Genomic DNA, 25,055 nt, shown 5'->3' with positions numbered 1-25,055 from the left:
TGAGGAAAGGGTTGCAGTGAAACCCAGATTGGGCAGGCTAATTGCGTGCCTGGTGGTGTCCGCGGTGGCAAGTACCGCGCTGCCACAGGCCGCATATGCGGCGTCCGATTCGGACGACGGTGACGGAAAAGGAATAGTCGATACCGTCAAGGGCTGGCTCGGCGTCGACGACGAGCACCCGCTCGCCAAGCCGCCGTCCCACGACGAGCTGGACGTGGCCGACCGGCAGAAGCTGCCGAAGGGCAGGAAGGCCCCGAAGGCCAAGCGGGTCAAGGAGCTGAAGAGCCGGCGCACCTCGACCGCGCGCTTCTGGCAGCTGTCCGACGGCCGGGTGCAGGCGGATCTGTCGGCCGTGCCGACCTCGTACCGCTCGGGCTCCGGCAAGAAGGCGGCCTGGAAGGCGATCGACACCGCCGTCCACGCGACGGACGCGAAGGGCTTCGACTTCGCCAACACGACGAACGAGGGCCGCAGCTGGTTCGGTTCGGACGCGGACCGACTGGTGCGCTTCCGGTCGCCCGACGGCCGCGCGGTCACGCTGGGCCTGCAGGGCGCGGACGGCTCCCTGAAGCCGGTGGCCAAGGGCTCGACCGTCACCTACAAGGACGCCGTGCACGGCGCGGACCTCGAGTACGGGGTGGGCCCCGGCCGGGTGAAGGAGAACATCACCCTCGCCCAACGCCCCGCCGGTCCGCTGAAGTTCACGTTCACGCTGGACACCGACGGTCTGGTGCCGCGGGCCCGCAAGGACGGCTCGATCGCGCTGTACGGTGCGCTGCCGAACACGCCGGTGATGGTCATCCCGGCGCCGTACATGACGGACGCGAAGAAGGCGGACAAGTCCGTCTTCGGCAAGACCTACAGCACGAAGGTCACCCAGAAGCTCACGAAGGACGGCAGGTCCTGGAAGCTGACCGTGACCCCGGACCCGAAGTGGCTGGCCTCGAAGGACCGCCAGTACCCGGTGGTGATCGACCCGACGATCACGATCGCGCCGTCGCCGACGGACTCGCAGGACACGATGGTCCTGTCGGACCAGCCGACGGCGAACTTCAACACCTCCTGGAAGCTGTCGGTCGGCCGCACGGCCACCGGTACGGCCCGCTCCCTGATCAAGTTCCCGCTGAGCGAGATCCCCTCGGGCACGAAGATCGACTCGGCGCGTCTGGAGATGTACTTCGACAACGCCCACGACGGCGGCGGCACGAAGGTGCCGGTCGAGGTGCACCGGGCGACCGGAACCTGGGACGAGACGACGGCGAACTGGAACAACACCAGCTCGTCCGTCGGTGAGCTGTCCGGCACCAGCTACACGGTGGACGACGGCGACGCGGGCACCACGGCGGCCACCGGCTCCTGGCCGGCGACGACGTCCTCGCTCGCGCAGTACGGCATCGGCGGCGACTACCGCTACAACAAGGACACGGTCGCCGGGGACACCTACACCTGGCAGCCGAACATCAAGGACGCGGGCACGTACCAGGTCGACGTGCACTACGTCGCGGCCACCGACCGTGCCGCCAACGCCCCGTACACGGTGACGTCCAAGACCGGCTCCACCACCTATACGGTGAACCAGCAGTCCGGCACCAACGGTGTCTGGGCCCCGCTGGCGGGCGGCGCGCAGATCGACTTCGCGGCGGGCACGGCGGGCAAGGTCGTCCTCGGCGACGGCCCGGCCTCCGCGTCCACGGCCGTGATCGCGGACGCGGTCCGCCTCACCAACCCGGCGATGATCAACAAGGACATCGGCGAGTACAGCCAGTGGCACAAGTTCCCGGTGACCGACACGGTCCAGCAGTGGCTGGACGGCACCTCGGTCAACAACGGGTTCGTGCTGAAGGCCGCCGACGAGACGACGGCCGGCCCGATGGGCGGTCCGCGCTACGAGGCCGGCGACGGCGACTACGGCGGCGAGACCTCCACGATCCCGCGGCTGACGGTGACGTACGACAAGGTCGGCACCACGCTGAACTCGCCCACCGTGGTCCACGGCACCGGCCCGGAGCTGTCCTGGAAGGCGTACTCGAACACCACCGGTGACCCGAGCAACGACATCGTCGAGTACCAGCTGCACCGCTCCACGCAGCAGGCGTTCACCCCGTCCGCGGCCACGCTCGTCGCCCCGATCGACAAGTCGTCGACGGCGTACACGGACACCACCGCGACCCCGACGCCGGACTCCTCCTCGGTGGAGATCGGGCGGTCGTACTACTACCAGCTCGCGGTGAAGACGAAGGGCGGCCAGCTCCTCGGCTCGCCCACCCGCATCGTCGGTGTGCCCAAGGCGGGCCGCACGATGAGCCTGATCCAGGGCACCGCGGGCAGCGTCACGGACACGACCCTGTCCTCCGCGACGCCGACCACCAACCTGGACACGATCAGCCGGGACGGCGTGGGCCAGAAGTGGCTGAGCGTGGGCAACAACACGCCCACGAACTCCACCGAGAAGACCCGCGCGGTCATGAAGTTCCCGACCAGCGCGATCCCGACGACGGCCACGGTGCTGGAGTCCCGCCTCTTCATGTGGGGCGCGGAGACCACCACCAAGACCAACGGCGCGATCTACGAACTCCACGGCCTGAACAAGGACTTCACCGAGACGCAGGCCACCTGGAACAACGCCGCGACCGGCACGGCGTGGACGACGGCGGGCGGCGACTACTCGGCGACCGTCTCCGACACCGTCGGCACGGTCTCGGACGTCGGCCGCCACTGGTGGGACGCGACCTCCCTCACCCAGGGCTGGACCCGCACCCCGTCCTCCAACCACGGCGCCCTGATCAAGCTGAAGGACGAGACCTCCACGGGTCCGCAGGAGCAGACGATGTTCCTGGCCTCGGAGGCCGCCGACCCGCAGATCGGCCCGCTGCTGCGCGTCATCTACGTCGACTCCACGACGGACGACACGTACTACGCGCCGCAGACTCCGGCCCGTATGACCCCGAACTCGACGTACACGGTGGACTTCACGGTCACCAACACCACGTCGAGCGCGTGGGCGAGCGGTGAGCGGGTCCTGTCGTACACCTGGCAGCTCCCCGACGGCACGGACGCGACGACGGGCGGCAACCAGCTGTCCACGGCGATCCCGTCGCTGTCCCCGGGCCAGTCGACGACGATCCAGGCGCAGGTCAAGACGCCCATCAACGCGGACTCGGGCAGCAAGCGCACCAAGTACGTACTCGGCTGGGACGTCAAGAAGGTCTCCGACGGCAGCTGGCTGTCGGCCGGCACCGGCGGCATTCCACCGCTGAAGCAGAACGTGGCGGTGGAGGACCCGACGTCGAACGCGCTGGGCCTGGAGAAGTTCTACTCGTACACGGGTAAGAACACGGGCGCCGGCTCGACGGTGATGAACAACCTCGCCTCCGGCAACACCGTGTGGTCGTACAACGCGTTCAGCAACCCGGGCCGTGGTCTGACCACGTTCGCGCGGTTCGCGTACAACTCGCTGGACACCGACAACACCACGGGTGGCGCGGGCGCGGGCTGGTCGGCACAGCTGGGCGGGCCGATCCGGCTCGGTGCGGCGCTGGACTTCCACCCCAACCCGGTTCAGAACGCGTCGGAGATCCGTCTGCCCGACGGTGACGGCACCACGCACGTGTTCACCAAGCAGCCGGACGGGAGTTGGAAGGCCCCTGCGGGCGTCCACTACCGCATCACGGCCAAGGCGGGCCTGGACTGCACCCCGGACAAGGACCCGGTGCCGGACGCCTGGACGCTGCTGCGCCCGGACGGTACGCGGTTCTACTTCGGCTGTGACGGCTACCTGACGTCTGTCGTCGACAAGAACGGCAACACGCAGACCTACACCTACGAGCAGCACAAGACCCAGGGCAAGGCGGCGAAGTTCCTCGCCTACGTCACCGACCCGGCGGGCCGGCAGTCCCTGACGCTCGACTACTACAAGAAGGGCGACGCGTCGTACGACTACATCGACGGCACGGGCGCCAAGGTCACCGGCACCAGCCTGACCGACCCGGACATCTACGACCACGTGAAGTCCGTGACGGACATCTCGGGCCGCAAGATCTCCTTCTACTACACGGTCCAGGGCCTGCTCGGTCGGTTCACCGACGGCGACGGCTCCGCCCAGCCGAAGGTCTTCAAGTTCACCTACGACGCCACGCAGGGCAACAAGAACGTCAAGCTGGTGACGGCCACCGACCCGCGTGGCCACGACACCAAGCTGGCGTACTACGCGCCGCAGAACGGTGACGACCCGAAGTACCACTGGTGGACGAAGACGATCACCGACCGTCTGAACGGTGACACCGGCTTCGCCTACGCGGTGGACACCGCGAACACCAAGTTCACCGACACCACGGTCACGGACGCCGAGACGCACGCCACGAAGTACGTCACGGACGACTTCGGCCGCCCGGTCCAGACGACCAACGCCAAGTCCCAGAACACGAAGATGAGCTGGGACGCCGACAACAACGTCACGTACCTGGAGGAGGACAACGGCGCCAAGACCGCGTACTGCTACGACCAGAAGACGGGCTACCCGCTCTGGCAGCGCGACGCGGAGAACAACAAGGCCGGCGTCCCGGACCAGACGGCCACCTGTGTCTCGGACACCACCAAGTGGCCGGCGAACGCGTCCAAGTACGAGTACCAGACGCGCGCGGACGGCTTCTCGGCCGACCTGTTCCGCAAGACCTCCCCGGAGGGGCGGGCCTGGCAGTTCGGCTACGACAGCTTCGGCAACGTGAAGACGGTCACGGACCCGAAGGGTGTCGCGACCACCACGGTGCCGGACGACTACACCACGAAGTACGAGTACGACGCCTACGGTGAGTTGACCAAGGCGACGGACGCCAACGGCAACCCGACGACGTACAGCGGCTTCGGGGCCACCGGTTACCCGGCGACGATCACCGACGCGAAGAGCTTCGCGACGACGTTCGCCTACGACGACCGGGGCCAGGTCACCCAGGTCACCGACGCCGACAACAAGGTGACCACGCAGACGTACGACACGTACGGGCGTCCGCTGGTCAAGACGGTGCCGAAGGAAGCCGGTGCCGTGATCACCACCCCGGCGCCGGTGTACGACGAGAACGACAACGTCACCAGGTCGACGGCACCCAACGGCGCCGTCTCGACAGCGGTGTACGACAACGCGGACCAGGTCACCTCGGCGACCGCCCCGGCGAACAACCAGACGGCCGCGCGTACCACGTCGTACACGTACGACAAGGCCGGCAACCTGAAGACGACGACCGAGCCCAAGGGCACGGCGACGACGACGGATTCGACCGACTACGTCACGACGAACAACTACGACGAGATCTACCAGCTCACGTCCGCGGTCAATGCGAACACCGACAAGGTCTCGTACGAGTACGACAACGTCGGCAACGTCACCAAGGTCATCGACCCGAAGAAGAACGCGACGGCCGACACGACCGACTACACCGCCAAGACCGACTACGACCTGGACCACCGGGCCACGGTCGTCACGGACGCGGCCGGCAAGACCACCAAGAAGGGCTACGACAAGGACGGCCTGGTCATCTCGGCCACGGACGCCGAGAACAACTCCACGCTCATCACCTACGACGAGCGCGGCAAGCAGACCGAGGTCAAGGTCCCGCACGAGGGCACCACGACACGGTCGACCAAGTACGAGTACGACCAGGTCGGCAACACCACCAAGGTGCTCACGCCGCGCGCGACGGCGGCCGGTTCCGCCGACGCCTTCACGGTCCGCACGTCGTACGACGAGCTGAACCGCCCGGCCAAGCAGTACCAGCCCTATGACCCGGCGGACAGCCGCTACAACGACCCGAACGTCTACACGGAGACCGTCTACGACAAGGTCGGCCGGGTGGCGAAGACCTCGCTGCCCCCGTCGGACGGTGAAACCGTCCGCAACGACACCACCTACAGCTACTTCGACAACGGCTGGGTGAGGTCGTCCGCGGACCAGTGGGACATCGTCACGACCTACGACTACAACGAGCTGGGTCAGCAGACCAAGCGGACCCTGACCTCGGCGGGCGGCTCCTCGGACCGCACGATGTCGTGGTCGTACTACCCCGACGGCTCACTGAAGTCCCGGTCGGACGACGGTGTCCCGGCGGGCAAGTCGGTCGTCCTGGCCGACAACTCCGATACCCAGAACACCTCGAAGACCGGCACCTGGACGAAGGGAGACGTCACTGGTCAGCAGGGCTACAACCACGAGACACACGCGGCCGGCACCGGCACGGACGCCTACACGTGGACGCTCAACATCCCCAAGGACGGCACGTACGCCGCGTACGTGAAGTTCCCGAAGGTGACGGGCGCCGCGACGGCGGCGAAGTACACGGTGACGTACGACGGCGGGACGACCGACAAGACGATCGACCAGAACGCCACCGCCAACCAGGGCACCTGGGTCTCGCTGGGCTCCTTCGCCTTCAAGCAGGGCAACGCGGCCAAGCTGCAGCTGTTCCAGAACAGCGGCGGAGTCGTGGTCGCGGACGCGGTCAAGCTGGTCCGTGACACCACCGGCGACCCGGCGGACACGGAGAAGGACAACTTCGCCTACTCCTACGACCTCAACGGCAACCTGACCCAGATCGACGACACCTCGTCGACCGCGAAGATCGACTCGTACGCGATCACCTACACGGGCCTCAACCAGGTCCAGAAGGTGAGCGAGTCGCTGGCCGGGGTGGAGAAGAAGGCGACGTCGTACACGTACGACGCGAACGGCCTGTCGGACACGATCACGCACCCAGATCAGTTCTCCAAGTACACGTACGACCTGCGTGACCTGGTGAAGACGGTCTCGGTCGGCAAGTCCGCCACGGACGCGTCGCCGAAGGTGACGTCGTACACGTACACCGACCGCGGCCAGGAGCTCCAGGAGACCAAGGCCAACGGCAACACCGTCGACTACACGTACTACCTGGACGCAGCTCTCAAGTCGGCGACGGAGAAGAAGCCGGGCGGCACCCTCGTCGACTCGCACACCTACGCCTACGACCCGAACGGCAACAAGTCGCAGGACGTGGCCAGGAAGATGAACGCCGACAACCACTCGGCGTACCTCGACTCCACCACGGACTACACCTACGACCCGTCCGACCGGCTGAAGCAGGCGGTGAAGACCGGCAACGGCGCGGGGACGGAGACATACGTCCACGACAACAACGCCAATGTCATCAGCGAGACGGTCAAGGGCACCACGACCGCGTACGAGTACGACCGCAACCGCCTGCTGAGCGCCACGGTCGGTAGTGCCGTCGCCAAGTACAACTACGACCCGTTCGGTCGCCAGGATTCGGTGACGTCGGCGTCGGACGGGAAGATCATCTCCCGGAGCGTGTACGACGGCTTCGACCACATCGTGGAGTCCCAGAAGACGGACGCCACGGGCGCGCTGAAGTCGACCACGTACACCTTCGACCCGCTCGACCGGACCACCTCGAAGACCGCCAACGGCAAGACGACGGACTACGAGTACCTGGGCCTGTCGAACGAGGTCCTGGACGAGAAGGTCGCCGGCACGCTCACCAAGTCGTACCAGTACAGCCCGTGGGGCGAGCGCCTGTCGCAGATCAAGTACAACAGCGACGGCACGACCGAAGACGGCTACTACGGCTACAACGGCCACACCGACGTCGAGACCCTCACGGACAAGAACGGTGACACGAAGGCAACGTACGGCTACACCGCCTACGGCTCCGACGACACGTCCGAGTTCACCGGCATCGACAAGCCGGACGCGGCCGACCCGACGAAGGAGGCATACAACCCGTACCGGTTCAACGCCAAGCGCTGGGACGCCCAGTCCGGCACCTACGACATGGGCTTCCGCGACTACGACCCGGGCCTGGGCCGCTTCACCACCCGGGACATGTACAACGGCGCCCTTGCCGACATGGACCTGGGAGCAGACCCCTACACCGGCAACCGCTATGCCTTCGCCGGGGGGAACCCCGTTTCGGGTGTCGAGGTCGATGGGCACACGTCGGTCGATGCCATGTGTGAGGGCGTCAGGGGCTGCACAGCCGTCACGATCAACCGTACGCCGAACCCGATCAACAAGAGTGACAAGCCGTGGAAGTACAACGCGTCAAGGCACAACCGGGCGCGGGACGCTGCGGCTTCCGTGATCCGGTTGCAGGGACTTATGCGTACAGGCAATCCCTGGGCCGCGTTTCAGGTGAAAACCGAGTGTGAGATCGGTTCGGCAAGCAAGAAGGGGACAGGGAACCCCGGCCGTGCGGACATCTGCTACCGGGAGGGCAACAAGCTCTTCGTGTGGGAGGTCAAGAGTGCAGGTGTCGCAAACACCGGCAAGGGAGAACTGGCCGGCTACATCGACCGGATGAAGCAGGACCCTGCATACAAGGGCCTCGACATCGTGCCGGGCTTCGATCTGTCGATGCCCGCAGTCGGGTACGTCAAGGAGACGGACGAGACGGTGGTCGCTACGTCACACCCGACGGACAAGGGGGTAATCGTCTACACCGCCGCCAAGGCGACGCCCCCGCCCATCGTTGTTCCGGAACCGATTCAGGAGCCTGTCAAGGAGCCGGGTCCGAGCACGCTGGATAAATTCCGGGACTGGTGGCACAGGAACATCACCAATCACGACTGGTCAAATAATCCGTGGACGCCTACGAGTCCTGTCGGCGGCCCGATATTTGTTCCAGTGTTTCCGTGAATGAGTGATCGGTAAGTCGTGACGGGCCCCTCCTGTCCACTCCATGGCGGGAGGGGCCCGCTCGCTGGACGGCGGTAAGATGTGCATCGCCTCCGGCGCGGTATCTGAACAGTGACACGGGAGAATCGATGGGATATTGGGGATATTTCGCTGTTGCCGAATCTGCCTCCCCCCTTGGTGGCCTGGCCTGTACACGGGCGATCCCAGGACTGACGCTGAATCGGCGCCTGTCGGGAGATTGGCAGGTCTGGGAGCATCCGGCGGAGCCTGACATTGAGGCCGATGACCTGGCCCTTGCTCTTGCCGAGGAAACCGGCAAGCCTGCGCTTGTCGGATTTGTGATGGACAGTGATTGCGTGGTGATCGAGGCCGCCGACTCCACCAATGGGGCTTGGACTGCCTGTCTGAGTCCCAAAGCGATGGCGGGCTATCTGGCTGAAGACGGGCAGCAGCTGGAGGACTGGATGCTGGCACCGGAGCAGGCTGCGGAACACGCCGTCAACTGGGCTCGCTTGACGGGGCGCCAGGTGGCAATGGCCCCGCTGGTCGAGGTCTTCCAAAAGGAGGCCGATCCGTTCGCAGAGGATCTTTTCTTCACCTTGTTGGGGAGCCTGAGTCTCGTGTGACGGTGAAGGCGTTGTTACGGAGAGGTGTACGTGGAGGGATTGGCGTCCCTCCACCGGACCGCTTCACCAACGACCAAATAGAAAGAGGATTGGTCGTGGTTGACCGTATGGACGAGGGCTCCCTTCGCGAGGTCCAAGAGGAGGTCGACGAGGGTGGCGATGAAGCGGCAGGTGTGTACATCACATGGAAATCTCCCGCTTCGGTATCATCAAAAGTTGCGGAGTTGATCCGGTCACAGCAATTGGAGTCCCCCTTTCTGGAGCAGGCTGCGACGTTCTCTTCCAATATGCAAAAATCTCTCTCGGGAGCCTTGCTGCTCAGCGGATTCCAGGTTGAGTTGGAGGATGACCTGCGCCCGTTCGGGATTCGTGTTATTCATGGATGATCCAGCGACCACCCGCAGGTGCTGGGCCTGAGCGCCCGCATCGACTGATCGGCCGCTGAGCCCCAGCCACATGTGAAGAACGGCGCCCCCAGGATTCCCGGGGGCGATCATCGAAGAGGAAGGGATGACCGAGGTGCCCGAATGGGAGAGGCTTCAGCGGCTCATGCCGTCCACGATCGAACCTGATGTATCGGTTGACTGGAAGCGCATGAACCAGTCGTGGCGCAGGGAATTCCCACGCGACTACCGACAGTTCATCGAGGTGTACGGGTCCGGGACGATCCAGAACTATCTGGTGATCCAGGAGCCCGAGCCCAGAGGCGAACAGCCGAAGTCCGAATTCGGGGGCGAACCCCGAGCTGATCGCTTGGGGGGCAGACTCCAGTGCGGACATCCTGTGCTGGGACGCCTGCGGCGAGGAACCCGCGACATGGCCTGTCCTGGTCTACAACAGGGACGACGACCTGTGGAGCCGCTACGACTGCGGGATGGTGGAGTTCGTCTCGCGTCTTCTGCGAGCGGACTTCGACGAATGTCCCCTCGGTGACCTGTCCCTCTGGGGAAGGCAATCCGCAACCTTCCTGACCGAGAGTGAGAAGCAACGCTTGGTCAAGGAAGGTCTGGATCCATGGACGGGTGAGCCGGACCCCTACGCCGGCATGTTCGACTGACCGTTCCTCGGATCAACCCCAGCCACATGTGAACAACGATCGCCCCCGGGAATCCCGGGGGCGATCTTCATCTTGGAGCGTCACGTTTGACATCACCTTCGTTTCGGACTCCATGTGGGAGCTCACCGAAGCTTCACGGTGGAAGAGCTGAAGGCGTCGTAGGACGGACGTGAGCTGAGAGGCGACATGCTGAGAATCGAAGAGCTGGAGGCCGCGCTGCCGTCGATGAGGCAGTGGCGTGTGCCAGGGGGGCGCGCTGTGGACTGGGCTGCCCTTGAGGCGGCCCTCGGGACGGCGCTGCCCTCCGACTTCCGTTCCCTGGCGGAGGCGTATCCGATCCTGGTCGTCGACGACTTCCTGACGGTGTTCCTTCCCCGGCCCGGCGCCGAGGCGTCATGGGCGTCCGGGCGCCGGGAGGACGAGATCCTTCAGGATCTGTACGAGATGGGTGACACCGAGGACTACGTCCCCTACCCGCAGCCGGGAGGCCTGATCTCCTGGGCGGAGTCCAATTCGGGGGACTCCTTCTACTGGAAGACGAGCCCCGCGGACCCGGACGCATGGCCGGTGGTCGTCCGCGGAGCCAACGGCGACTGGTCGGAGTTCCCGGTCGGTGCCGTGGAGTTCCTGGCCGGCGTATACGGGCGCACCATCGACGTGGCGGGCATGCCCAAGAACTGGCCCAGCGACCACCCGGAGGTGCTGGGCCTGGACGACCGCATCGACTGATCGGCCACTGGGTCCCAGCCACATGTGAAAAGCGATCGCCCCCGGGATTCCCGGGGGCGGTCGTCATTCTGGAGCGTCATGCTTGACATCACATTTGTGCCGGATTCCCTGCGGGCGCTCACCGGCAACCAGCTCGCCAAGTTGGGACGGGCCAGTGAGATGGATCCCTGGACGCATCAGCTTCACGGAGAACGATCTGCTGATCCATTTCACCCCCGATGGTGAATCGGTAACCGTGACGAGGTCATGGGATCCGGTGACCGGCCACTGCACGGTCGCCGAATTCCTCGCCGCCACCCACAGGTTCTCCAGCGAGGTGCTGGAGGCAGGAAGACTTGAGCCCTGTTCGCCCCGCTTCGTTCGGCTGCTCGCCCTCCCCTCGCTGCCCGCGACCGTCCCGCGCTCAAGCGGGCGGTGCGCGAAGTGGAGCCCGTGCTGGGGCAGTTGCGCAAGGCGGCGGTGACGGCGACCGACGGTCGGATCACGCTCAAGAGCTTCGTCGAGACGTGGGATCTGGGCGACGGGGCGCAGGGGTACCGGGTCGTGGCACACCGGTACGCGTTCACCTTTCTCGTGCCGTTCCAGGGTGGGGACATAACGGTGAGTCAGGAGGTACGGGCCGACATCCGTGGCGTGTTCGACGGGAACGTGGCCCTCCCGTCCGGTGTGAAGTGACCTGTGCGACGCACGGCAGGGTAAGAAGGTTGTGCATCCGGTGTGAGTTCCCGTGTGGCGATTGACACGTCTGTGACCCGTGATGCGGGAGAGGCGGATTCCGCTTGGTGGACGGGGGAACGGGGTCCTGTTCCCCTGATCCGAGTGAACGGGGGAACGTTGTCATGGGTGGAGTGGACACACGACCGCGCGCGGGTGAGATGCGTGCGTGCGCGGCTGACTTCGTCGCTCGTGCCACCGCCCGCACCCGGCTGCCGCTGGACTACTCCGAGCGCAGTCTGCGGGTCGTGGACTTCCTGGTCGACGGGCTGCGCAAGGGCGGCGCCGACCAGGAGCGGGCGCGGGACGCGCTGTTCGGGCTGGGGGCGTACGTCGGTGAGGTGCTCGTGCGCCGCGCGGGGGCGGTGTGGGTGGACTTCGACGCCGACCAGCGTGCCTACTTCGGGCAGCCGACGGGCGTGCGCATGCCGGACGGGCGGGTGTGGAACCCGCTCGGCAAGGTGCTCAACCGTTTCGAAGCGGGCGGTCCGGAGGACTCGTTGCAGACCTTCTGGCTGAAGCTGCACGGGCGGGCGCGGCGGGAGCAGGCTGACCGTCGTACCGGGTGAGCGGTTCGCGTGGAGAGTCCGGTTCGTCTTCTCGGTCGCCTCCGCGTTCACCGCTGCTGTATAACCGGCCCTCGTTCCGGTCGGCCGCCGTTTTCCGGCCGTTCCTTCACTTCCCGCCGCCCATCGAAGGGTCTCTTCGTGCTGCCCTCTTCGCGTTCCCGTGCCCGTACGTGCTTCGTCGTCGCGCCGGCCGTCGCCGGTGTCCTGCTGGCGGCGTCGGCCTGTGGAGGCCCAGGTGGGGAGGGGGCAGTCGAGCAGCAGGCCGGGAGCGGGTCCGACAGTGTCGCGGTCGGGGGGTCGTCGAGTGCCTCCCCGTCGTCATCGGCATCGTCTTCGTCGTCGTCCTCGCCGTCGAAGTCCGCGTCCGCCTCTGCCTCCGCTTCATCGAAGGCCAAGGACGACGGCGGCAAGGGCAACGCCTCCGCCTCGCCGAGTACGGCCCCGGGTACGGCCGTCACCCAGCGGGCCACCACCGCGCCGCCCGCCGCCTACGCCGCCCCGAACTTCCCCGTCCCCGCCTCCCCGGGCGACGCCACCCAGCTCATCACCGTGAAGGCGAGCGGCTCCTACGCCACCGTCACCGCCTGGGCCAAGGGCACCTCGGGCTGGAAGGCGCAGTTCGGCACGAGTGCCGGCCGGGTCGGCTCCAACGGCGTCACGGACGGGGCGACGCGGCGGCAGGGGACGTACACCACGCCCTCCGGGACGTACACGCTCACCGAGGGCTTCGGGGTCGAGGCGGGCGGGACGAGCATGCCGTACCACGTCGTCAACAGCTCGGACTGGTGGGTGGAGGACCCCCAGTCCAAGTACTACAACTCGATGCACACCGCGGCGGGCGCCGACTTCCCGCTCACCGAGTCCGGCGACCGGGGCAGCGAGCATCTCATCAACTACCCGACCCAGTACGCCAAGGCGCTCGTCGTCAACTTCAACCGGTGGCCCGCCACGCCCGGTCGCGGCGCCGGCATCTTCCTGCACGTCAACGGGAAGGGGGCGACGGCCGGTTGCGTGTCCGTGCCGCGCGCCACGATGGACCGGATCATGGCCTGGATCCGGCCCGGTGCCCATCCCCGCATCGCCATCGGCTGACGACACGGGCACGGGCACGGCACGGGACAGGTGAGGACGACCTGGGAGCGCACCGGGAGCTGTGACACTTCTGTGAGGCCTGACGCTGATGACCTTGTAGGGCGTGGACACGGCCGGAGTGTGCCGCCCGACGGGGGACGCGCCACTCGTGGTGGCTACACACTCGGTACGAACGAGGACAGTCTTTGGGCCAGGGAGGGGAGCCCCGTCGCCTGCAGGCGCAGGACGGGGAGCTGGGCGCGGCTGTCGCACGGGCCCAGGACGGTGACGAGAACGCTTTCGCGGTGGCCTACCGGATCGTGCAGCCGGGCCTGCTCGGCTATCTGCGCGGCCTCGTCGGCGAGGACGCGGAGGACGTGGCCTCCGACGCCTGGCTGGAGATAGCCCGCGACCTCGGCAGGTTCCGCGGCGACGGGGCCGGGTTCCGCGGCTGGAGCGCGACCATCGCCCGCCACCGGGCCCTGGACCACCTGCGCAGGCAGCGGGTACGGCCCCGGGCGGCGGCGCTCGAACAGGACGTACTGGAGCTGCCCGGACCGCACAGCACGCACGACCAGGCTCTGGAGTCCCTCTCCACCGAGCGCGCCCTGGAACTGGTCCGGTCGCTGCCGCGCGACCAGGCCGAGGCCGTGCTGCTGCGGGTGGTCGTCGGCCTCGACGGACCCTCCGTCGCCCGCGTCCTCGGCAAGCGCCCCGGAGCGGTCCGCACGGCCGCGTACCGCGGGCTGAAACGGCTCGCCCGCCAGCTGGGCGTCCGGGACGCGGCGGACTCAGGTGTGACGGATGACGGCCCCCGGACGCTGGGGGAGTCGAAATGAACGCTGACGGCCACCAGCCGTATGGATTCTGCAGAAGCAGTGGGGCGAGGCCTCCGGCGGATCCGAGAGGCTGGGCGGGCCGCACTAGGAACAGGATCGGGAACGGACATGGGTGAACGGCACAGCGGCGACGAGCCCGGCCGCCGGCGCGGGCACCCTGGCGGCACCGTCCTCGGACCGGCACCGGCCGACCGGGCCGACCGGGACGGCCGGGACGCCGCGTTCGAGGCGCGGCTCGCCGCGGCGCTCCGCCCGGGCGCGGCCTCGGGCGGCATCGACCCCGAGGCCGAGCAGCGCGCCGTGGCCGCGTTCCGCGCCGCCCGGGACACGGGGGCGCACGCGTCGCGGACCCGGCGCCGGGACGACTGGCGGCCCCGGGAGGCGCGCGGTGCCCGGCTCTCGCTGAAGGCCACGCTCTCCGTGTTCCTCGCGAGCGTCACGCTGGGCGGTGTCGCCTTCGCCGCGATCGACTCCGTCGGATCCGCGAAGGACGACGACGGACGGCGGACGCGGCCCTCGTCGAGCGCCCCGGAGCAGCCGAGCGCGAAGCCGACCGCTCCCGAGTCCGGAGTCCCTTCGACGCGTCCCGGCCACCCGGCCACCGCGAAGGACACCCTGGCCCACTGCCGCGCCTACGAGCAGATCAAGGACCGGGGCAAGGCCCTGGAGGCGACGGCCTGGCAGCGGCTCGTCACGGCCGCGGGCGGCGAGGAGAACGTCGCCGCCTACTGCTCCGAGCAGATCGCTCTCGCCGATGGTGCGAACAAGGGCAAGAGCGACAAACCGCACAACAGCGGTAATGGGCACGGAAGTAGCGACAGCGCTAAGAGCGGTAACAGCGGCAAGGCGGACTCGAAGGCCGCCAGCTCCACCAACTCCGGTAAGTCCGGCGGGAAGAAGTGACTCCGCTCGCCCGCCGTCGAGCGTCAGGGCAACGGCCGGGGCCGCCACCCCCCACAGGAGAGGCCCCGGCCGTCGCGCTCACGGGCCGCCGTACGGCCCGTACTTCCTTCAGCGTCGAGAGTGCGTTTTCTGTCACACCTGGGCGTGTCACGAGTTAGTTGCATCTTCTACCGACCTGGACGGGGAACGGTTTCACGCCGTAACGTGCCTTTCGCGCCGACCGAAGCCAGGCGTAAAGGGAGTGCGGTGCTGGGGGACGACGCGGAGCTGACCACCGCGGTGCGTGCGGCACAGGACGGGGATGAGACCGCGTTCCGTACGGTGTACCGCGCGGTGCACCCGAGGCTGCTCGGATACGTACGCACACTCGTCGGTGACCCGGACGCCGAGGACGTCACGTCCGAGGCCTGGCTGCAGATAGCCCGGGACCTCGACCGGTTCAGCGGTGACGCGGACCGCTTCCGCGGCTGGGCCGCCCGGATCGCCCGCAACCGCGCCCTGGACCACATACGGATGCGCGGCCGCCGCCCCGCGATAGGCGGCGACGAGACGGAACTGACCGGCCGGGCCGCCGAGTCCGACACGGCCGGCGAGGCCATCGAGGCCCTGGCCACCGACAGCACCCTCTCGCTCATCGCCCGGCTCCCGCAGGACCAGGCCGAGGCGGTCGTGCTGCGCGTGGTGGTCGGCCTGGACGCCAAGTCCGCCGCCGAGACGCTCGGCAAGCGCGCGGGCGCCGTACGCACCGCCGCGCACCGCGGTCTGAAGCGGCTCGCGGAGCTGCTCGGCGACGATCCGGAATCGGCGGGCGTGCTCGACGCGCTCCCTCCCCAGCGAGAACCGCGCGGTCGTGCGGTGTCGTCCGCAACTGTGACGCATACGCGTGCGAGGACGCAGAAGGACATGTGATGGCCGACGAGCACAACAAGTGGCTTACCCGTGATACGGCGGAACGTCTGCTGCGCGGTGAGTCGCTGGAAGCCGTCGACGCCTCCTCCTCTGACCAGGCGGAACGGCTCGCGAAGGCGCTCGGCGCACTCTCCGCCGAGGCGGCTCCCGCGACCGGTGAACTCCCCGGCGAGCAGGCCGCGCTGGCCGCGTTCCGCAAGGTCCGCGAGGCGGCCGAGGCCGAGCGGACCGCCGCCGCGCTCGGCGACGGCACCCCCGGGCGCTCCGGTCTGCCCGCGCGCGGCTCCGACGCCGGCCTGGTCCGCATCGGCGCCCCGACCCGTAGCGGAATCCGCGCCCGCCGTCCGCGCTGGGCCCGCCCGGTGCGCCTCGCGCTCGCCGCGGCGGTGGCCGCGGGCACGCTCGGCGGGGTCGCCATGGCCGCCGGCAGCGGAGTGCTGCCGGTCCCGTTCCACGACGACCGCCCGGACCCCGCCGCCTCCGTCTCCGCCGCCCAGAGCCCGGGACAACCGCACACCTCGCCCACACCGCAGTCCCCGCAGGGCATCCTCCCGAGCACGGACACGCCCGACGGCGGCACCAGTGGGTCCCTCGACCCCTCCGGCGGGGCCACCGCACCCGACCAGGGCACCACGCCCGGCTCGGGCGACGCCTCCGGGAATCCCGGCACCTGGTGGCAGGTCGCCAACGCGGCCTGCCGCGACCTGAAGGATGGCAAGGAGCTGGGCTCCGACCGCAGGCGGGCCCTGGAGGGCCTGGCGGGCGGCTCCTCGCGGGTCACCGCGTACTGCAAGTCCGTTCTCGCGGGCCAGTACGGCTCCGGCGGTACGGGCAAGGGCACCGGCGACGACGAGGGCGGCAAGGGCAACGCGAACGGCGGCGGCGAAGGCAGGGACAAGGGCAAGGGCAAGGACAAGGGCGACGAGAACGGCCAGGGCGGTGACGACGACGGTCACCCGGGCCGGGGTCACGGCCACCGCCACGACCGCCGGGGCCGCGCCGCCAGCCCCGCACCCTCTGCCTTCGCACCCACGGGCGCGGACCGGAAGGCCACGGGTCCGGTGCCCACGCCGAGCCCGTCGTACACCGCGCTCTGAGTTCTGCCCCGCCCCTGCCCCCCCTACCCCGCCTCTGACCTGCGATTTTGTCGGCCGCGAAAATTTTTCCGCCAAGGGTGTGACGTTTCCGGGCCCCGCGACGCAGTAGAGAGTGAGCCGACTGGTCATCGGCCGTAGCACTGAGCCGGGGTTCCCCCCGTACCCGTGGCTCGTGCACCTGGCGCGGGCGGGACACGTTCCCCCGGTCCCGCCCGCGCCCCAAATCCTCACCAGTAGACGACGACCTTGTCGCCGATCCCCACCTGCGCGAACAGCCGCGCGATCGCCGCCTCGTCCCGCACGTTGACGCATCCGTGCGAACCGCCCGCGTACCCGCGCGCCGCGAAGTCGTAGGAGTAGTGCACCGCCTGGCCGCCGCTGAAGAACATCGCGTACGGCATCGGGGAGTGGTAGAGCGTCGACACATGGTGCCGTGACTTCCAGTAGACGTGGAACACACCCTCGCGGGTGGGGGTGTACTGGGTGCCGAAGCGGACGGAGACCGTCTCGACCGTGCGCCCGTCGATCATCCAGCGCAGCGTCCGGCTGGTCTTGCTGATGCACAGCACCCGGCCGGTCAGACAGCGCGGGTCGGGCGCGGCGGCCGGCTGACCGCCCATCAGGTACAGCTCCCACTGGCCCGGCCGATGCGTCATGGCCAGCAGCCGCTGCCAGGTGACGGTGTCCAGCTCACCGGTCCGCGGCAGCCCGCGCTTGCCCTGGAAGCCCCGGACGGCCTGCTCGGTCAGATCGTCGTACGTCCCCGTCGGCCCGTCGAACAGCCAGGCGACCTGGCGGAGCCGGGCCTGCAGCTCACGCACGCCCGGGCCGCTGTCCCCGCGCGACCACAGCACCCGGGGCGCGGGCCGGGCGGGCTGGGCGGCGGGCGTCCGCTCGGCCGTCCGGGTGGGGTCGGGGGCGGGGCTGGAGGGCAGCTGGACCTGCACCGGCGAGTGGTGCTTGCCGTCGGCGTCCGGAGGCTGCACGGTGCAGCCGCAGAGCGCGGCGAGGGCGGCGGCCGAGACGAGTAGAGCGGCTGGTCTCCCCGGGATCCTCATGCCGGGGATGCTTCCCCGCGTGACCGCCGCCGAACTACGGGGCATGGTGAGGGGGGATAAAACCTGGACAAAACGCGGATGAGACGTACTGCGGAGGCATCCATGGCGCGTGAGTCGGAGTCGGGACTGCCGATCGAGCCGGTCTACGGACCGGCGGACCTGACCGGCTGGGACCCGGACACGAAGCTGGGCGAACCGGGGGCGTACCCGTACACCCGCGGGGTGTACCCGACCATGTACACCGGCCGCCCCTGGACCATGCGCCAGTACGCCGGCTTCGGCACGGCGGTGGAGTCCAACGCCCGCTACCGGCAGCTGATCGCGCACGGCACCACCGGTCTGTCCGTCGCCTTCGACCTGCCCACCCAGATGGGCCACGACTCCGACGCGCCCCTCGCGCACGGCGAGGTCGGCAAGGTGGGCGTGGCGATCGACTCGGTCGAGGACATGCGGGTGCTCTTCGACGGCATCCCGCTGGACCAGGTCTCGACGTCCATGACGATCAACGCCCCGGCCGCCCTGCTGCTGCTCCTCTACCAGCTGGTGGCGGAGGAACAGGGCGTCCCGGCGGACCGTCTCACCGGCACCATCCAGAACGACGTCCTGAAGGAGTACATCGCGCGGGGGACGTATATCTTCCCGCCGAAGCCCTCCCTGCGCCTGACCGCCGACATCTTCAAGTACTGCACCGCCGAGATCCCGAAGTGGAACACGATCTCGATCTCCGGCTACCACATGGCGGAGGCGGGCGCCTCCCCCGCGCAGGAGATCGCCTTCACGCTCGCGGACGGCATCGAGTACGTCCGCACGGCGGTCGCGGCCGGCATGGACGTCGACGACTTCGCACCCCGCCTCTCCTTCTTCTTCGTGGCCCGTACGACGCTGCTGGAGGAGGTCGCCAAGTTCCGCGCGGCGCGGCGGATTTGGGCGCGGGTGATGAGGGAGGAGTTCGGGGCGAAGAACCCCAAGTCGCTGATGCTCCGCTTCCACACGCAGACGGCGGGCGTGCAACTGACGGCCCAGCAGCCGGAGGTGAACCTGGTCCGGGTCGCCGTCCAGGCGCTGGCGGCGGTCCTCGGCGGCACCCAGTCCCTCCACACCAACTCCTTCGACGAGGCCATCGCCCTCCCGACGGACAAGGCGGCCCGGCTCGCCCTGCGCACCCAGCAGGTCCTGGCCTACGAGACCGACGTACCGGCGACGGTCGACCCCTTCGCCGGCTCCTACGCGGTCGAGAAGCTGACCGACGACGTCGAGGCGGCCGCGCTGGACCTGATGCGAAGGGTCGAGGACCTCGGCGGTGCGGAGGCGGCGATCGAGCGGGGCTTCCAGAAGGCCGAGATCGAGCGCAACGCGTATCGCATCGCCCAGGAGACGGACTCCGGCGAGCGGGTGGTCGTGGGCGTCAACCGCTTCCAGCTGGACGAGGAGGAGCCGTACGAGCCCCTGCGGGTGGACCCGGCGATCGAGGCACGGCAACGGGAGCGCTTGGCCAGGCTGCGCTCCGAGCGGGATCAGGGGGTGGTCGATTCGGCCCTGGCCGCGCTGAAGAAGGCGGCGGAGGGGGAGGAGAACGTGCTGTATCCGATGCGAGAGGCGTTGCGGGGGCGGGCGACGGTGGGGGAGGTGTGCAACGCGCTGCGGGAGGTTTGGGGGAGTTATGTGCCGACTGATGCGTTCTAGATGACCCCGCCCCCGTCCGCTACAAGCGAGGCCAGACCGTGCTGGTCCCAGACTGGCTGTCGTACCCCCGTGCGACACTCCTTCTCATGTTCGGCGTCATCGATCTCCCCACCTATCTGGCCGGTCTCGTCCTGATCGTCCTGCTCCCCGGCCCCAACTCCCTGTACGTGCTCTCCGTCGCCGCCCGCCGCGGAGTCCGGGCCGGCTACACCGCCGCAGCCGGCGTCTGGTGCGGGGACACCGTGCTGATGACGCTGTCCGCCGCCGGAGTCGCCTCGCTGCTCCAGGGCAACGCCGTGCTGTTCGGGATCGTGAAGTACGCCGGTGCCGGTTATCTGACCTGGCTGGCGATCGGGATGCTGCGGTCCGCGTGGGGGATGTGGCGGACCCGGCGGGAGAAGGCCGTGGAGGAGGTCGCGACGGTGGCCTCGGCCGAGGAGCGGCCCTTCCGGCGGGCCTTCGTCGTCAGCCTCTTCAACCCCAAGGCGATCCTCTTCTTCGTCGCCTTCTTCGTGCAGTTCGTGGACCCGGGGTACGCCTACCCGGCCCTCTCCTTCGTCGTCCTCGGTGCCTTCGCGCAGCTGGCCAGCTTCCTCTACCTCAGCGCGCTGATATTCGGCGGCACCCGCCTGGCCGCAGCCTTCCGCCGCCGCAAGCGCCTGTCGGCCACGGCCACCTCGGCGGCGGGCGCCCTGTTCCTCGGGTTCGCGGTGAAGCTGTCGCTGGCCAGCGCGTAGGCCTTAGCGGCAGCCGACCCGGTCGAGATACGCGGTCAGTCCGTCCGTCGAGTCGCCCGCCCAGCCGACGTACCCGTCCGGGCGGACCAGGAAGACACCGGGGCCGTACGACTCCGGGGCCGCCGGGAGGGCGCGAACCCCGGCAACGGGTGTCGTCGCGCCCAGCAGCGTCCAGTGCGGCCCCTGGAACGCGTCGAAGAGGCGTACGCCGTCCACCGTGCCGTCGGATGCGCGGTCGCCTGCCCGTACCCCGGACGGGACGGCCCGGGTCTCCTCGCTGAGGGACGACTCCGGGTACCCGAGCCCGAGCTGCACCGTCGCCTTCCCCCGCTGCACCTCCCCGCGGTGCACGCCCGTGGACAGGCCCAGCATGGCCGCGGCGTTGGGGCGTCGTTCCTCCTCGTAGGTGTCGAGGAGGGACTCCGGAGCCCCGCCGCGCAGCACCGCGCCCAGCTTCCAGCCCAGGTTGTACGCGTCCTGGACGCTGGTGTTCAGGCCCTGCCCGCCGGCCGGTGAGTGAAGGTGCGCGGCGTCGCCCGCGAGGAACACCCGGCCCACCCGGAACCGGTCCGCCAGCGCGGTCCGCGGCCGGAACTCCGAGGCCCAGCGCAGCTCGGTGACGTCCTCGGCGTCGAGGTGCGTGTACGCGGCGACCAGCCCCCGGATGCCGTCGAGGGACAGGTCGAACTCCGTGCCTTCCGGAAGCCTGCCGGCCAGCTGGAAGTCGTCCGTACCGGCGAGCGGGCACAGCGCCACCCCGGTGCCGTCGGCCGCGGGGAAGGTGTGCCAGTACTCCCGGTCGAGACCCTTCAGCCGCAGGTCCGCGACCAGGAACGGGTTCGGGTCCACCGTCTCCCCGGCCATGCCCACGCCCACCGCACGCCGCACCGCCGAACGCCCGCCGTCGGCCGCGACGACATACCGCGCGCGGACGGTCGTACCGTCGGCGAACCGCACGCTCACGCCGTCCGCGTCCTGCTCCAGGCCCGTCACCTCGCGCCCGAAGCCGACCTCGCCGCCCAGCTCCACCAGCCGCGCGTACAGGATCTCCTGCGTCCGCCACTGCGGAACCATCCACGGCTCGGTGTACGGTGCACCCTCGTCCGCCGCCACGGCCTCGAACATCGGCTGCTCGCCGAGCCGCTCGCCGTCCTTCCAGATCGTCCGCACCGGGTAGGAGCCGCCGGCCGCGCGGATCGCGTCCAGCACGCCGAGGTCCTCGAAGACCTCCTGGGTGCGCGGCTGGATCCCCTTGCCGCGCGAGCCGGGGAAGAGCCCCTCCGCCCGCTCCACGACCAGCGCGTCCACACCGCGCCGGGCGAGGTCGACGCCGAGGGTGAGGCCGGTCGGACCGGCCCCCACGATCAGTACATCCATGACAAATCTCCTTAACGCCGTTAAGTACCGTCGCCCATGAGCGTGCCCTTAACGCTGTTAAGCTGTCAAGCGTGAGTACGGAACGACGCGCGCCCCTGGACCGCACACGGGTCGCGGACACGGCGCTGCGGCTGCTGAACGAGGTCGGCCTCGACGGGCTGACCCTGCGTGCCATCGCCAAGGAGCTGGACGTCAAGGCCCCGGCGCTGTACTGGCACTTCAAGGACAAGCAGGCGCTGCTCGACGAGATGGCGACGGAGATGTACCGGCGGATGGTCGCCGGTACGGCGCTCGATCCCGCCGACAGCTGGCAGGAGCGGCTGCTCAGGACCAGCCGTGGTCTGCGCGCCGCCCTGCTCGGCTACCGCGACGGTGCCAAGGTCTTCAGCGGCTCACGCTTCACGGGCACGGACCACGCCCGCGAGATGGAGGCGCACCTGCGCGTCCTCACGGGCGCCGGCTTCACCCTGGTGCAGGCGGTCAACGCGGCGCGGACCATGAACGTGTTCACCATCGGGTTCGTCACCGAGGAGCAGGGCGTGCAGCCCCTCCCGGGCGAGCGCCGGGAGGGGTACGACATCGAGGAGCGCGCCCGGCGCATGGCCGACTTCCCGCTCGCGGCCGAGGCCGGAAAGGTGCTCTTCGACGACTACGACCAGCAGTTCGAGGAAGGGCTGGCGCTGGTGATCGCGGGCATCGAGGCCCGGTACGGGATCGGCTGAGCGGGCGGTCAGCTCCGGGCCGCGCGCGCCTTGCGTATCGCCCGCGTGACGACCGGCGGCAACAGGTCCACGGCGACCCGGCGGACCCGGCTGCCCCGGCGGGGCGCGGGCCGGGCGGGCGGTGCCGCAGGAGCGGGAGCGGGTGCCGGTGCGGACACCGCTGCCGGCGTCGGCTCCGGCGCCTTCGCTGCCTCCGACGCCTTGGCCGCCACCGCGTGCTTCGAGGGCGGGAACACCGGCGCCGGCATCCCCTTCGACTTCAGGCGGACGATCCGGTGCCCCGCGGCCTCCTGGACGCTCAGGTGGCAGTCGGACCGCTCCCGCGCCATGGCCAGCAGCGCCTCCTGGACCGGCTCGGGATCGCCCCAGGTGCCGTAGAGCTTCTGCGTGCTCAGGCAGATGGGGTGCAGGCCGCGGTTGAGCACGGCCTCCCAGGTGGCTATGGACACGCCGGGCGTGTGCTCGGAGCGGAAGTCGTCGAGGACGACGATGCCGTCGGGCAGCAACAGGTCGTGGGCCGCCCCGATGTCGTCGTGCACATGCTCGTACAGATGCGAGGCGTCGATGTGCACGAACCGGCAGGAGCGGGCCTCGACCTCGGCGGGCACCAGGGAGCTGGGTCCCTGGAGCACCCGGGGCAGTTCGTCGTGGAAGGAGCGGTAGTTCTCCTCGAAGACGCGCCGGGTCAGCGCACTGTAGGACTTGGTCGACTCGGCCCGGTTGGCGTCGTCCGGGGCGTCGCCCTCGAAGAGGTCGCACACGGTGTACCGCTCGCCCGGCTGCTGGTGCCGGCCGATGAAGATCGCGCTCTTGCCCATGTAGACACCGACCTCCAGGAGGTCGCCGCGGGTCCCGCCGGCCTCCTGCCGGTTCAGGAACCACTCGAAGAGCAGCTGGTCGAGGACCGGGAACCAGCCGGGCACGTCGTCGAGTCGGTGGGGCGGTCGCATCGCTTCCTGGATGGTGGCCATGAGGCGGAGGCACTCCCTCGGTACGGCAGTCTGTGGGTTCTCTGCGGAAAGCCTGTGGCGCGGGGGGCGGGGCACTACGGTGCCTGCCCCCGGGGCCGGTTCAAAACCCAAGGCGAGATGAACGGCTGCCCAACTTCCGGCCACGGAGTGTTCGCTTCAGCTTCGGGCCGAGCGGCTTCTCCACGAAGCGGTGCATCAGCCACGCCAGCAGCAGCATGCCGAGCACCGTCGCCCCGAGCGTCGGCCACGCGGGCAGGCCCAGGCCCCGGTGCAGCACCCGGATGACGAACCAGCCCAGGTGCTCGTGGACCAGGTAGAACGGGTACGTCAGCGCGCCCGCCGTGGCCAGCCAGGGCCAGTTCGCCCGGCGGGTCCAGCCCAGCGCCACGGCCGCCACGGCCGCGAAGGCGAGCGTGACGATCAGCAGGATGACGTACGGGCTGCGCACGAAGTCGCCGTGCGCACCCGTGTGCCACAGCCCGCGCGTGGCGTTGCTCTGCCCGAGCAGCCAGGAGGCGGCCACGATCCCCCACAGCAGCAGGTCGCCGCCGAAGCGGTGGATCAGGTAGAGAGCGAGACCGCCGACGAAGAAGGGGGCGTGGTCCGGCATGACCAGCTGGTCCGTCAGCGCGTTGCCCGATGTGCGGCACACCGCAGCCGCCAGCGTCCACACACAGCAGAACAGCACCACCCGGCGGTAGGTGACCCCGCGCGCGACGACGAACAGGGCGAACAGCGCGTAGAAGCGGACCTCGACCCAGAGCGTCCAGCACACGCCCAGTACGCGCGAGGCACCCATGGGCTGTTGCAGCATCGTCAGGTTGACCAGGAACTCGTCCAGGCGGACCGGGTGCACGACGGCCGGCAGGGCGAGGGCCGCTCCGGTGACGAGCACCAGGGCGACCCAGTAGGCGGGATAGAGGCGGGCGACGCGGGAGCGGAAGAAGTCGCCGAGGGTACGGCCCCAGCCGCTCATGCAGATGACGAAACCGCTGATGACGAAGAAGAACTGGACGCCGAGGCAGCCGTACGTGGCCACCTGGGACAGGGTCGGGAAGACGCGGGCCGGTGTCTGGTGCCAGGACGCGGAGACCGTGCCGCCGCGTCCGGCGTAGTGGTAGAGGCAGACCATCAGCGCGGCCACGAGCCGCAGGCCGTCCAGGGCGAGCAGGCGGCCCCGGCGTGGTGGGACGGGGGCCGTTCCGGGCGTGGGGGGAGCGGAGGCGGGAGCGGTGACAAGGGTGGGGGATGAAGCAGCCATGATGCTCGGCGCCTACCCGAAGATGCGTTGATCATCTCGGGTGCTTCTGTGAAAG

19 protein-coding genes are annotated in these 25,055 nt (G+C 69.0%); 15 read left to right on the top strand and 4 right to left on the bottom strand.

Annotation, left to right across the window (positions count from 1 at the left end; translation table 11 throughout):
- The first annotated feature begins 1,021 nt into the window (after positions 1-1,021).
- From CRP49_RS08190 to CRP49_RS08140, 12 genes are all read left to right on the top strand, one after another.
- Positions 1,022-8,677: a DNRLRE domain-containing protein gene (locus CRP49_RS08190; protein WP_257033654.1), complete on the top strand. Its 7,656-nt coding sequence runs from the start codon at positions 1,022-1,024 to the stop codon at positions 8,675-8,677.
- Positions 8,678-8,805: 128 nt separating this feature from the next.
- Positions 8,806-9,303 (top strand): hypothetical protein, encoded by a 498-nt coding sequence (locus tag CRP49_RS47770; RefSeq protein ID WP_257033337.1) that lies wholly within the window; start codon positions 8,806-8,808, stop codon positions 9,301-9,303.
- Between the two features lie 95 nt (positions 9,304-9,398).
- Positions 9,399-9,689 carry a hypothetical protein gene (locus tag CRP49_RS46425; RefSeq protein ID WP_101374354.1) on the top strand — a complete coding sequence of 97 codons (291 nt, stop codon included), beginning with the start codon at positions 9,399-9,401 and terminating at the stop codon, positions 9,687-9,689.
- A 488-nt stretch (positions 9,690-10,177) separates the two neighbouring features.
- Positions 10,178-10,360, top strand: a complete 183-nt coding sequence (locus CRP49_RS08180; RefSeq protein WP_097252806.1) for a hypothetical protein — start codon at positions 10,178-10,180, stop codon at positions 10,358-10,360.
- 186 nt (positions 10,361-10,546) lie between these two features.
- Positions 10,547-11,089, top strand: a complete 543-nt coding sequence (locus tag CRP49_RS47765) for an SMI1/KNR4 family protein (RefSeq protein ID WP_257033336.1) — start codon at positions 10,547-10,549, stop codon at positions 11,087-11,089.
- Positions 11,090-11,512: 423 nt separating this feature from the next.
- Positions 11,513-11,764: a hypothetical protein gene (locus CRP49_RS08170; protein WP_116129182.1), complete on the top strand. Its 252-nt coding sequence runs from the start codon at positions 11,513-11,515 to the stop codon at positions 11,762-11,764.
- 164 nt (positions 11,765-11,928) lie between these two features.
- On the top strand, positions 11,929-12,372 hold the full coding sequence (locus CRP49_RS08165) for a hypothetical protein (protein ID WP_097252804.1): 444 nt from the start codon (positions 11,929-11,931) through the stop codon (positions 12,370-12,372).
- A 138-nt stretch (positions 12,373-12,510) separates the two neighbouring features.
- Positions 12,511-13,464, top strand: a complete 954-nt coding sequence (locus tag CRP49_RS08160; RefSeq protein WP_373560334.1) for a L,D-transpeptidase — start codon at positions 12,511-12,513, stop codon at positions 13,462-13,464.
- A 185-nt stretch (positions 13,465-13,649) separates the two neighbouring features.
- Positions 13,650-14,282, top strand: coding sequence for an RNA polymerase sigma factor (locus CRP49_RS08155; RefSeq protein WP_097252803.1), 633 nt, complete (start codon positions 13,650-13,652; stop codon positions 14,280-14,282).
- A gap of 108 nt (positions 14,283-14,390) precedes the next feature.
- A complete protein-coding gene (locus tag CRP49_RS08150) occupies positions 14,391-15,185 on the top strand; it encodes a hypothetical protein (protein WP_097252802.1) in 795 nt (264 codons plus the stop codon).
- Positions 15,186-15,431: 246 nt separating this feature from the next.
- Positions 15,432-16,094 carry an RNA polymerase sigma factor gene (locus CRP49_RS08145; protein ID WP_094215366.1) on the top strand — a complete coding sequence of 221 codons (663 nt, stop codon included), beginning with the start codon at positions 15,432-15,434 and terminating at the stop codon, positions 16,092-16,094.
- Positions 16,094-17,191 (top strand): hypothetical protein, encoded by a 1,098-nt coding sequence (locus CRP49_RS08140; protein ID WP_097252801.1) that lies wholly within the window; start codon positions 16,094-16,096, stop codon positions 17,189-17,191. The genes CRP49_RS08145 and CRP49_RS08140 overlap by 1 nt, the downstream gene beginning before the upstream one ends.
- 227 nt (positions 17,192-17,418) lie before the next feature.
- Here the strand turns inward: CRP49_RS08140 and CRP49_RS08135 are convergent, their stop codons facing one another.
- Positions 17,419-18,249, bottom strand: a complete 831-nt coding sequence (locus tag CRP49_RS08135) for a L,D-transpeptidase family protein (protein ID WP_097252800.1) — start codon at positions 18,247-18,249, stop codon at positions 17,419-17,421.
- 102 nt (positions 18,250-18,351) lie between these two features.
- Between CRP49_RS08135 and CRP49_RS08130 the strand changes: the two genes are divergently transcribed.
- On the top strand, positions 18,352-19,932 hold the full coding sequence (locus CRP49_RS08130) for a methylmalonyl-CoA mutase (RefSeq protein WP_097252799.1): 1,581 nt from the start codon (positions 18,352-18,354) through the stop codon (positions 19,930-19,932).
- An 86-nt stretch (positions 19,933-20,018) separates the two neighbouring features.
- Positions 20,019-20,669: a leucine efflux protein LeuE gene (leuE, locus tag CRP49_RS08125; protein WP_097257250.1), complete on the top strand. Its 651-nt coding sequence runs from the start codon at positions 20,019-20,021 to the stop codon at positions 20,667-20,669.
- A 3-nt stretch (positions 20,670-20,672) separates the two neighbouring features.
- On the opposite strand, the gene CRP49_RS08120 is transcribed toward leuE, so the two are convergent.
- Positions 20,673-22,046, bottom strand: coding sequence for an FAD-dependent monooxygenase (locus CRP49_RS08120; protein WP_097252798.1), 1,374 nt, complete (start codon positions 22,044-22,046; stop codon positions 20,673-20,675).
- A gap of 71 nt (positions 22,047-22,117) precedes the next feature.
- On the opposite strand from CRP49_RS08120, the gene CRP49_RS08115 reads away from it, so the two are divergent.
- Positions 22,118-22,768, top strand: coding sequence for a TetR/AcrR family transcriptional regulator C-terminal domain-containing protein (locus tag CRP49_RS08115; protein WP_097252797.1), 651 nt, complete (start codon positions 22,118-22,120; stop codon positions 22,766-22,768).
- 8 nt (positions 22,769-22,776) lie between these two features.
- Here CRP49_RS08115 and CRP49_RS08110 read toward each other — a convergent pair whose 3' ends face one another.
- Both CRP49_RS08110 and CRP49_RS08105 read right to left on the bottom strand, forming a co-directional pair.
- Complete coding sequence (locus CRP49_RS08110; protein ID WP_097252796.1) at positions 22,777-23,739, bottom strand: class I SAM-dependent methyltransferase; 963 nt, start codon at positions 23,737-23,739, stop codon at positions 22,777-22,779.
- A 100-nt stretch (positions 23,740-23,839) separates the two neighbouring features.
- A complete protein-coding gene (locus CRP49_RS08105) occupies positions 23,840-25,000 on the bottom strand; it encodes an acyltransferase (RefSeq protein ID WP_179851544.1) in 1,161 nt (386 codons plus the stop codon).
- Between the last annotated feature and the right edge of the window lie 55 nt (positions 25,001-25,055).

It is taken from the genome of Streptomyces sp. Ag109_G2-15, assembly GCF_900215565.1.
In the GTDB taxonomy this organism is placed as follows: domain Bacteria; phylum Actinomycetota; class Actinomycetes; order Streptomycetales; family Streptomycetaceae; genus Streptomyces; species Streptomyces diastatochromogenes.
The sequence above is the reverse complement of the archived record's forward strand: the minus strand, read 5'-3'. Positions and strand labels throughout refer to the sequence as shown.